The following is a 10,730-nucleotide window of genomic DNA, read 5'->3' on the forward strand; positions in this document are numbered from 1 at the left end:
TTTTTTAGTCCTTTGATTTGACCTTTAACTATCATGTTTCCCTCTTTTTTAGAGGAACAGGCAAAAGCTACAAGCGCAATTGCGAAAAGAGCAATAATTTTCTTCATTGAATTCAAAATTTGTCTGTTGCAAATATGCAGATTTCTCTTAAACTTTTGAGGCAATTTCCATTAAAATTGTACAGAGAATTGCTCCTACGGTACCTATTGCATATCCGAAAACAGCTAATAAAACACCTACAGTAGCTAATGATGGGTGAAAAGCTTGCGCTACAATAGGAGCAGAAGCAGCACCACCAACATTTGCTTGACTTCCTACAGCCAAGAAGAAATATGGAGCACGGATTAATTTAGCTACTAAGATTAATAATCCTGCATGAATAGCCATCCAAACTAAACCAATAGCAATTAATCCTACATTGTCAAAAATTAAGGTTAAGTCCATTTTCATACCAATAGTTGCTACTAGTACATAAATAAAAATACTACCAATTTTACTGGCTCCAGCACCTTCATAATTTTTAGCTTTTGTAAATGATAAAAGTATTGCTACAATAGTTGAAATACTTATTAACCAGAAGAATCCTGATCCTAAAAATGAAAAGATATTTCGCCAAGTTTGAGATTCCATACTAGCAGTAATAGCAGCAAAGATTTCGCTTAAATATCCTGCAGCAAAATGACCAAAACCAACAGTACCAAAAGCAATAGCTAACATGATGATAAAATCTGTTAAGGTAGGATTTCTACGTACACCTTGTGTAAAACTCGAAACTCGTTCTTTTAAGTCTTCAATAGCAGAAGTATCAGCTTTTAACCACTTGTCAATTTTATCTTTTTTACCAATTCCGATTAAAATAATAGCCATCCAAATGTTAGCTACAACAATATCAACAAAAACCATTCCTCCATATTTAGCAGGATTGTATTTGTAAATTTCTAACATCGCAGTTTGGTTTGCCCCACCACCAATCCAACTACCAGCAAGGGTAGATAAACCTCTCCATACAGCATCAAAATCTGCTCCGCCAACGGTTTCAGGAGAAACAGTAGAAATTAATAAAATAGCGATAGGACCTCCGATAATAATTCCGACAGTTCCTGTAAAAAACATAATTAATGCTTTTGAACCTAAGTTGAAAATTGCTTTTAAATCAATGCTTAAAGTCATTAAAACTAAGGCAGCAGGCAATAAAAATCGACTAGATACGTAGTATAATTGCGATTTGTTTTTTACCACTTCGCCAGCTGCATTTGTAGTTTCCCATTCAGGAGAAATAACGCCTAGTGTAGTAAATATTGCTGGAATAAAATAGGCCATGAATAAACCTGGTACTATTTTATAAAATTTATGCCAAAATCCTGAGGTTTTTGATTCTGTATAAAAAACAAAACCTAAAGAAATCATTAAAATACCAAATACGATTGCATCGTTTGTAAAAAGAGGTGCTTCCATCTAAAAAAATTTGCCGCTAAAGTATGAAATAATAGTTAGTTCTATTTTCTGTGATCTGTGGTAATTGCAATTCCTAATTGAATTCTATTAAAATTACCAACATTATTAACATTGATTAGCTGATATCCTGCTTGAAGTTTTATAATATCAGAAACTTTGTATTTAAAACCTGTTCCGAACCAGTTTTGGTTGTATACTTCACCTTCAAAATCTAAAAAAGTTTCATTGTATAGGTATGTCGACCATTTTTCATCGATAGGATGACTTAAGGCTAATTGATATCGAAAGAAATTACTAGTGGTCGATTCAATAAAACGTTGTTCACTTCTAAAACGGTGTGCTAAATTTAAACTAGCTATTTTATGGTTTACGTTTACATCTTCATAAATACGATGTTCGTTAAAATCACCTCCATTTATATCATAGGTTCTATCTGTATTTAGGAAAGCATACCCAACAGTAGCACTTATGTTTTTATTGAATTTATAATTAGCCCCTAAACGTCCGATGAATTGTTGCATATCGTCTCCAACTTCAAAGAAGCGAAAATGTGCCATAGATTTTAAGCCAAACTTATCTGAGATTTGGTGAGATCCGTTGTACATGTACCATACACCTAATTCTTTGGTAGGGTCAGGTTGATTTTGAGAAAAACTGCTTAATGAAAATAAGGTGATAATTAATAAGAATAATTTTCGCATAGTAGTAATTGTGGTTCTTTGTGATATTAAAAATCCCCCACATAAATAGATATGTGGGAGATTTTATGTTATACTGACAAAAATATAAACTCGATAATTTTTTGGAAAAGTTATACTGTTAAAGTTCTTTTTTGAATTTGTTTATAAATCATCGTTTTTAATTGGCTCTTCCTTCTTTAAATAGGTGTCTAAGAACTGTAAGATTTTACTATTTGCTTCTATTTGATTTTCCTTTTTTACAAAACCGTGCCCTTCATCATCAAAAAGAACATACTCCACAGGAACACCGTTTTTCTTAACTCCAGCCACAATTTCATCAGATTCTACTTGTAAAACCCTTGGGTCTTTAGCTCCTTGTAATACCATTAAAGGTTTGGTTACTTTATCTGTGTGAAATAAAGGAGAAATCCTTTTTAGTCTTACTGAATCGGCAGAATACGGGTCTCCTAATTCTTTGTATAAAGCTTCTCTAAAAGATTCCCACCAAGAAGGAATACTTTTTAAAGTACGCATCCAGTTTGTAACCCCGTAAATATTTACCCCAACAGCAAATTCTTCAGGGGTGTAGGTTAATGCAGCCATGGTCATATAACCACCATAAGACCCTCCAATAATTCCTATTTTTTCAGCGTCAATTTCTGATTGGTTTGCTAACCAGTTTTTTCCTTCTACACAATCTTGTAAATCTTTTTCACCGTGATTTAAGTCATCCATAGTAAAAAAGGTTTTACCATAACCACTACTTCCACGATTATTAACAGCTAATACAGCATATCCGTGGTTTACTAAGTATTGGATTCTGGAATTGAAATTTTGACGTGATTGTCCTCCTGGTCCTCCATGTACCCAAACTAAAGCAGGAACTTTATTGTCTTTTGAAGCTTGATGAGGTAAGTAATAAATTGCAGGAATCGTCACTCCATCAAATGAAGGGTAACGAATTACTTTTGCTTCTACTAAGTCGTTAGGATTAATTTCTTTATTTAAAACATCGGTTAGTTGTGTTTGTTTTTGAGTTGCTAAATCGTAAACGTATAAGTTAGATGGTGCATCAGAACCTCCAGCATAAAAACGCATCATGTTTTCATCTCTAGAAAAACCAACGCTAGTTATACTTTTTCCGTTAACATTAGGTAAGGTTATATTTCTACCTTCGGCAACATCAAAAACTTCAATTACATTTTTTGCATCCTCGTTAATATAAGTGACTCTATATTTTCCATTGTTGGTAAAATAGCTTCCAGAAATATCCCAATCTTTCGCTAACACTTTTTCCGTTTCATTGGTGCTAATGGTATATTTCATTAAGGTAGCGAACTCACCTTCTGCATCTGTTGTGTAGTAAAAATCAGTATCATCAATAGAAAAATCAGCGGCTGAATTACCACTCAGCGTAAGATTAATTTTTGTGATTACTTTGGTGGTTCTATCAAACAAAAACAAATCACTGTCATTTGTATTAACCGTTTTGCTTAGCGCTAGAATGTTTTTATTATTTGATATTGCTGCTACGTTATAACCGTCTTTATTTTCATAAATCATGGTAGGTGTAAAAGTTTCAAGATCCATTTCATAAAGGTCCATAATAGACGCTTGTCTCTTTTATTAGAAGTAAAAAAGAAACTTTTCTCATCTTTTGCCCAACCAAAAAATCCAGCTCTAGCACCTTTAGTTGGTGTTAAATCTTTAATATTACCATCAAGTTCTCTTAAAAAAATATGATAAATTTCATCGCCATTATTATCCATTCTGAATAACATTCTCTCATCCTTTGGAAAATAAGATGTAGCAAAAACAGAAGAGCTGTCTGATTTTGTTATTGGTTTAAATTCTCCTCCAGCTGTAGAAACTGTATACATGTTGTAAATTCCCGAACGATTACTGGTAACGAGTAATTTTGAGTTGTCTGGAGAAAAACTTCCTCCTGAAACACTCTCGTTATCCATCATTTGTTCGATAGAGTATTCTTTAAGTGTTTCAGCAACTTCTGTTGGCTTTTTTTGCTCTTTTTTACAAGCACTGGCTATAATAGTAATAGCGAGTAGAACGATTATTCTTTTCATTATGTAAGATTTTTTAATTTGAAATTATTCTACAGAAAATTTTTCGGTTTCTTTAAACGGAGATAAATCTATTTTTTCTACCTCAACTTTATATTCTTTCCAGTCTTTATCGAAAAAAGCATTGGTTTTTTTGATAAAGCTGTTTTTATATTTGTACAATTTACAAAATAGAAAACGCCTAATTAAAAATTAGACGTTTTTTTTACAAGGAGTTAAGATTTTGAAGTTAATCTTCTTTCTTTTTGGGTTCTCTTTTTGCTTCTTTAAGTACTTGCATAAGCATCCATTCAATCTGCCCATTGGTAGATCGAAACTCGTCAGAAGCCCATTTTTCAATAGCTTTTAACATGTCTTCGTTTATGCGGAGTGCAAATGCTTTCTTTTTTGCCATGTTTGTTTTTATGTAAGAAACGGTTGTGTTTAAGAGTTAAATTACGGGTCAAAAATACAACTTCCTAATATTTAGTTATATCAAAGAGAGAATGAAACTAAAAAGGTATATGATAGTAAATAATATTATCCGTATCATAATTGTTGTACTTTATGTTCATAGGTTTCTAAAACACGTTTTGCTTCTTGTTCTTTTTTGGTTCCTATAAGTAATTTTTTACCATTTTTTAGTTCTAGTTGAATACCTATATCTCCTGAAATATTTAAAGCAGTTCCTCTTTTTTTATTCCAAAGTAATCCGCTTTTTAAGCCCCATCCTCCATATTCACCAATTGGGTCATAATTTCTGACATAGGCTTTTTTAATTTCAGACCAAGCTATTTTTCTTAAGGATAGATGAAAAGGAAAGAATTGATAATGAATTCCATATTCATCAATTCTTGTGGTTAACTTAAAAATAAAGATAAAAGCAAATGAAGCTAAAATCCCAAGAAGAGTAAGTGTTAACTCTGTAGAACTCATTGTAGAATTTTCTTGCATATATTCTTTAACAATAAGTATTACGGGTACAATTAAACTTACAGCTAATATTACTAATAACCAAAGTTGTGTAAATCGTTGCTCTTCTTTAAAAATTTTCATTCTATCGGTTTTTATCCTTTTCAAGTACAGCTAATAAAATACTATTTCTTTCTAGAACGTTAATAACACGCCATCCTTGTTTGGCAAAATTATTTAATTGGTCTTCAAAGTTTTGTTGGGAGTTTGTCCAGCTAAATTCTTGCTTAATTATTTTATATTCCTTCATCTTTTAATCTTTTAATTTTTCAGTCTTTTAACCTATTAATGATTCAACGTTCCTGCATTAACTACTGGTGATGCTTCTTTATCTCCACATAAAATCACTAATAAATTACTAACCATTGCAGCTTTACGTTCTTCGTCTAACTGAACAATTTCTTTTTTATTCAATTCTTCTAAAGCCATGTCTACCATATCAACAGCTCCTTGCACTATTTTATGACGTGCTGCAACAATAGCTGTAGCTTGTTGACGCTTTAACATAGCACTTGCAATTTCTTGTGCATAGGCCAAATAACCAATTCGTGCTTCTAAAACTTCGATACCAGCAATAGCTAAACGCTCTTCCAATTCTTTTTCTAAAGCTTCACTTACTTCATTAACACTAGAACGTAAAGTAATATCTTCTTCATGACCTTCATCAGCAAAATTATCATACGGATACATGCTAGCTAGTTTACGTACAGCAGCATCTGTTTGTACACGAACGAAGTTTTCATAATTGTCTACATCAAAAGCAGCTTTATAAGTTTCGGTAACTCGCCACACTAAAATGGTGCTAATCATTACTGGGTTTCCAAGTTTGTCATTCACTTTTAAACGCTCACTATCAAAATTACTCGCTCTTAAAGAAATAGTTTTCTTTTTGTATAAAGGGTTAGCCCAATACAATCCATTTTGCTTTACGGTACCAACATATTTTCCAAAGAATAATAAAACTTTAGAAGAATTAGGATTCACTAAAATGAAACCTAATGCTAAAATAAATGCTAATACAGACATTAATATGAATATTGGATTTTCTGTTTTAATAGCTAATGTAATTCCACTTATAAAAAGTGCAAGAACAATAAAGAACATTAAATATCCATTAGCTGGTTTGATGATTTTTTCTCCTTTCATTTTTTGTTTTAGTTAAAGTGATATTAAAACGATATTATAAAGATATGATTTAATTTTTGTTAAATCCAAATTTTTGAGGAATTATTTTTATAATTTAGCTTCCGATTATAATTTAAACTATTCATGAAGACAAAATTTTTAATAGTATTCGCTGCGTTTTTGGTAAGTGTTTCGTCAATAGCTAATAATGAAGATGTATGGGGACCAACTGGTCATAGAGCTACAGGAAAGATTGCAGAAAAACACTTGACTAAAAAAGCTAAAAAGAAAATAGAAAAGCTATTACAAGGAGAAAGTTTAGCGTTTGTATCTACGTATGCAGATGAAATAAAATCTGATAGAAAGAAATATGGTAAATTTTATACTTGGCATTATGTAAATATGCCATTAGATGCTCGTTATGAAGATACCGAAAAGAACCCAGAAGGAGATATGGTTACAGGTATTGAGAAATGTATGAAAGTACTAAAGAATGAAAATAGCTCTACAGAAGATAAACGTTTTTACTTAAAAATGTTAGTACATTTAGTAGGAGACTTGCATCAACCTATGCACATAGGTCTAAAAGAGGATTTAGGAGGAAATAAGATACAAGTTCAGTGGCATGGTAAAGGATCAAATTTACATAGAGTATGGGATGAAGATTTACTTAATAAGTGGGATATGAGTTATATTGAATTAGCAAGTAATGCTAAAGATTTATCGAAAGAACAAATAAAAGTAATTCAACAAGGAACTGTGGTAGATTGGTTACACGATACACATAAAATAACCAAAGAGGTGTATAAATCTGTTGAGGTAGGAGAGAATTTACGCTACCGCTATTCATATGTTTATTTTCCTGTAGTAAGAGAACAATTACAAAAAGGAGGTTTACGATTAGCTAAATTATTGAATGAAATTTATAGCTAAGCAATAAAAGTATTACTGATAGTAAAAGCCCGAAAAAGTATTTTTTCGGGCTTTTTTCTTGTTAATGTTTCGTTAATTCTGCTTTTTAACTAACACAATCAGTTAATTTTGAGAGGAAACAAATATCAAATGCATAAAATTCTAATACTTTTTTTAGGGAGTTTCATGTTGTTTTCTTGTAAAGAAAAACCAAGAGAAACAGATGAGGTTACAGAGTCTTCTATTAAAATAGCTACGCTAAATTACGAAGCGTTAAAACCGCTGCTGCATAAAAATGAAGATAAGACCTATGTTATCAATTTTTGGGCAACTTGGTGTATGCCTTGTGTAAAAGAACTCCCTGCTTTTGAAAAGTTAAACGCAGCGTATAAAGATAAAAATGTAGAGGTAGTTTTGGTGAGTTTAGATTTTCCTAAACAGAAGGAAAGTAACCTAATTCCATTTGTTAAAAAAAGAAAATTAGAATCTAAAGTACTTCATTTTGATGACCCAAATGAACAGTTTTGGATACCAGACATTGCTGAAAATTGGTCGGGTTCTATACCAGCAACGTTAATTTACAATAAAGAAAAAAGAAAGTTTTACGAGCAATCATTTAGCTATGAAGAGTTACAACACGAATTACAAACCTTTTTAAACTAAATAATTATGAAAACATTTAAAATAACATTGTTATTGTTAGTAGTTGCAACTATATCTGCATTTACTATTAATCCATCAAAAGGATATAAGGTAGGAGATGAAGCCACAGATTTTTCACTAAAAAATATAGACGACACTATGGTTTCTTTAGCTGATTATTCAGAAGCAAAAGGATTTATTGTAGTGTTTACGTGTAATATGTGTCCGTATTCAGTAGCGAATGAAGACAGAATTATTGCGTTAGATAAGAAATACAAGAAAAAAGGATTTCCTGTAATTGCTATTAATCCTAATGACCCAGAGGTTTCAAAAGGAGATAGTTTTGAAGCAATGAAAGTACGTGCAAAAGAAAAAGGCTTTACTTTTCCTTATTTATTTGACGAAGGTCAAGAGGTGTATCCAAAATATGGAGCAACTAAAACACCACATGTTTACATATTGAATAAAAAGAAAGGTAAATTAATTGTTGAATATATTGGAGCTATAGATGATAGCTCTCGTAACGAGAATAATGTGAAAGAACGTTTTGTTGAAAATGCGGTTGATGCTTTGTTGAAAGGAGAAAAGCCAACAAAAACAGATACTAGAGCAATAGGATGTTCTATAAAAGATAAAAGAAACAGTTAATAAATACCAATAGGATATAAGAATCCCACTTTTATGTGGGATTTTTATTATTTAAACAGAATTAATACACAATTTCAATCGTAGTTATAACAATCAACTTAAAATTAAATAATGAAGAAACTATTACTATCACTACTATTTGTTAGTGCGACATTAACGGCACAAACAGTCGATTTAAATTATTACCTACCACAAGATGTTTCTTACAATCAAAATATACCAACACCAAAATCAGTTTTAGGACACGAAGTAGGAGAGTGGCATGTAACCCATGATAAATTGGTAGAGTACATGAAAGCACTAGCAACATCTTCAGATAGGGTAACGTTTGAAAACAGAGGAACAACTTATGAAGGAAGACCGTTAGTATTGTTAACAATTACTTCCCAAAAAAATCATCAAAATTTAGAAGCAATACGAGAAAACCATATCAAAGCAACAAACGATGCTTCTGTAGATGTGTCTAATAATCCAATTGTGGTATACCAAGGATTTTCAATTCATGGAAATGAGGCAAGTGGAACCAATGCAGCGTTAGCAGCTGCTTATTATTTAGCAGCGGGAGAAGGGCAAAAAATTGAAGAATTATTAGATAACTCGGTAATTCTTTTTGATCCAGCGATGAATCCAGATGGTTTACAACGTTTTGCGTATTGGGCAAATACAAATAAGGCAAATAATATAAATCCAGATCCAAACGATAGAGAATATCATGAGGTTTGGCCAGGTGGAAGAACGAATCATTATTGGTTTGATATGAATCGTGATTGGTTGCCAGTTCAGTTGCCTGAGAGTAGAGCAAGAATTCAAACTTTTCACAAATGGTTACCGAATATTTTAACCGATCATCATGAAATGGGAACAAATTCTACCTTCTTTTTCCAACCAGGAATTCCGAGTAGAACAAATCCGTTGACTCCAAAAATGAATCAGGAGTTAACAAAAGAAATTGCTACCTATCACGCAAAAGCATTCGATAAAATTGGTTCAACCTATTATTCAGAAGAAAGTTTTGATGATTTTTACTACGGAAAAGGGTCAACTTTTCCAGATATTAATGGAAGTATCGGAATTTTATTTGAACAAGGAAGTTCTCGCGGGCATGCGCAAGAAAGTGAAAACGGAATATTAACCTTTCCGTTTACCATTCGAAATCAGTTTACAGCAGCATTGTCAACACTAGAAGCTGCTAAAAACATGCGAACAAAAATCTTACAATACCAACAAGACTTTTATAAAAACTCAAGAAGTTCAGAAAAGAACAATGCTATTGTATTTGGAGATGAAAAGGATGCAACGAAAACAAATCATTTAGCAGAAGTTTTACAACGTCATCAAATAAAACTCCACGAGTTAAAAGAAGATTTTACATCGAATGGAAAACGTTTCAAAAAAGGGTATAGCTACGTAGTACCTATGAACCAAAAAAATCACAGGTTGGTAAAAGCGATGTTTGCTGTTCAAACGAAATTTAAAGATAGCTTATTTTATGATGTATCTGCTTGGACCTTTAATTATGCATTTGGAGTTGATTATGCGGATAATGTATCATTATCGAAAGCAGGAGCTGAGGTGACTCAATTACAACCAAAACAAGGAACAATTCAACAAAAAAGTAGTGTAGGCTACTTATTTTCTTGGAATGAGTATAGTACACCTAAAGCGTTAAATACGATTTTAGAAAAAGGATTGCGAGCGAAGGTAGCGATGAAAAAGTTTACAAATGATGGTAACTCGTATGATTACGGAACCATTTTTATCCCTGCTCAAAATCAAAAATTAAATGGAAGCGAGTTATTTAATTTCTTAGGTACAATTGCCAACGAAAATCATATAGAAATCAAAGGAGTTTCTACAGGATTGAACGAAGGAATTGATTTAGGAAGTAGAAATTTTGAAACCGTAAAACAGCAGAAAGTAGCGGTGTTAGTAGGTAACGGGATTACAAGTTACGATGCAGGTGAAATTTGGCATTTGTTAGATCAGCGTTACGATATGAAACTAACAAAGTTAGATACTGATTATGCTACGAGGGTTAACCTTGATAGGTACACAACGATTATTGTTCCTAATAGTCGCTCGTTGGATAAAAACTTAGAAGAAAAATTAAAAGTTTGGGTACGTAATGGAGGTGTGTTAATTGGATATAGAAATGCAGTAAATTGGTTATCTAGCAGAGGATTTGTTAATGTAAAATTTAATAAAACTAAAATAGATTCTATAAACAATGTGTCGT

General features: G+C 32.1%; 13 protein-coding genes. 4 read left to right on the plus strand and 9 right to left on the minus strand.

Annotated features, from left to right (window positions below):
- Positions 1–147 precede the first annotated feature (147 nt).
- From OU788_RS10635 to OU788_RS10675, 9 genes are all read right to left on the minus strand, one after another.
- Positions 148–1,455 carry a DUF819 family protein gene (locus OU788_RS10635; protein ID WP_274635146.1) on the minus strand — a complete coding sequence of 436 codons (1,308 nt, stop codon included), beginning with the start codon at positions 1,453–1,455 and terminating at the stop codon, positions 148–150.
- Between the two features lie 41 nt (positions 1,456–1,496).
- A complete protein-coding gene (locus OU788_RS10640; protein WP_274635147.1) occupies positions 1,497–2,156 on the minus strand; it encodes a DUF2490 domain-containing protein in 660 nt (219 codons plus the stop codon).
- A gap of 141 nt (positions 2,157–2,297) precedes the next feature.
- On the minus strand, positions 2,298–3,725 hold the full coding sequence (locus OU788_RS10645) for a S9 family peptidase (protein ID WP_274635148.1): 1,428 nt from the start codon (positions 3,723–3,725) through the stop codon (positions 2,298–2,300).
- On the minus strand, positions 3,695–4,219 hold the full coding sequence (locus OU788_RS10650) for a TolB family protein (protein WP_274635149.1): 525 nt from the start codon (positions 4,217–4,219) through the stop codon (positions 3,695–3,697). The genes OU788_RS10645 and OU788_RS10650 overlap by 31 nt, the downstream gene beginning before the upstream one ends.
- A 24-nt stretch (positions 4,220–4,243) precedes the next feature.
- The gene (locus tag OU788_RS10655) at positions 4,244–4,378 is read right to left on the minus strand and encodes a hypothetical protein (RefSeq protein WP_274635150.1); all 135 of its coding nucleotides are present in this window, start codon (positions 4,376–4,378) and stop codon (positions 4,244–4,246) included.
- A gap of 67 nt (positions 4,379–4,445) precedes the next feature.
- Complete coding sequence (locus OU788_RS10660; protein ID WP_274635151.1) at positions 4,446–4,610, minus strand: Arc family DNA binding domain-containing protein; 165 nt, start codon at positions 4,608–4,610, stop codon at positions 4,446–4,448.
- Positions 4,611–4,744: 134 nt separating this feature from the next.
- Positions 4,745–5,251, minus strand: coding sequence for a hypothetical protein (locus OU788_RS10665; protein ID WP_274635152.1), 507 nt, complete (start codon positions 5,249–5,251; stop codon positions 4,745–4,747).
- 1 nt (position 5,252) lies between these two features.
- On the minus strand, positions 5,253–5,417 hold the full coding sequence (locus tag OU788_RS10670; RefSeq protein ID WP_274635153.1) for a DUF4177 domain-containing protein: 165 nt from the start codon (positions 5,415–5,417) through the stop codon (positions 5,253–5,255).
- Positions 5,418–5,452: 35 nt separating this feature from the next.
- Complete coding sequence (locus tag OU788_RS10675; RefSeq protein ID WP_274635154.1) at positions 5,453–6,313, minus strand: SPFH domain-containing protein; 861 nt, start codon at positions 6,311–6,313, stop codon at positions 5,453–5,455.
- 123 nt (positions 6,314–6,436) lie between these two features.
- On the opposite strand from OU788_RS10675, the gene OU788_RS10680 reads away from it, so the two are divergent.
- The 4 genes from OU788_RS10680 to OU788_RS10695 all read left to right on the plus strand — a co-directional run.
- Positions 6,437–7,225 carry a S1/P1 nuclease gene (locus OU788_RS10680; RefSeq protein ID WP_274635155.1) on the plus strand — a complete coding sequence of 263 codons (789 nt, stop codon included), beginning with the start codon at positions 6,437–6,439 and terminating at the stop codon, positions 7,223–7,225.
- A 129-nt stretch (positions 7,226–7,354) separates the two neighbouring features.
- Positions 7,355–7,867, plus strand: coding sequence for a TlpA disulfide reductase family protein (locus tag OU788_RS10685; protein WP_274635156.1), 513 nt, complete (start codon positions 7,355–7,357; stop codon positions 7,865–7,867).
- A 6-nt stretch (positions 7,868–7,873) separates the two neighbouring features.
- Positions 7,874–8,494 carry a thioredoxin family protein gene (locus OU788_RS10690; RefSeq protein WP_274635157.1) on the plus strand — a complete coding sequence of 207 codons (621 nt, stop codon included), beginning with the start codon at positions 7,874–7,876 and terminating at the stop codon, positions 8,492–8,494.
- Positions 8,495–8,605: 111 nt separating this feature from the next.
- A partial coding sequence (locus tag OU788_RS10695) for a M14 family metallopeptidase (protein ID WP_274635158.1) occupies positions 8,606–10,730 on the plus strand: 2,125 nt, incomplete at its 3' end.

Origin of the sequence: Tenacibaculum sp. L6, assembly GCF_028823685.1 — a bacterium.
Lineage (GTDB): Bacteria > Bacteroidota > Bacteroidia > Flavobacteriales > Flavobacteriaceae > Polaribacter.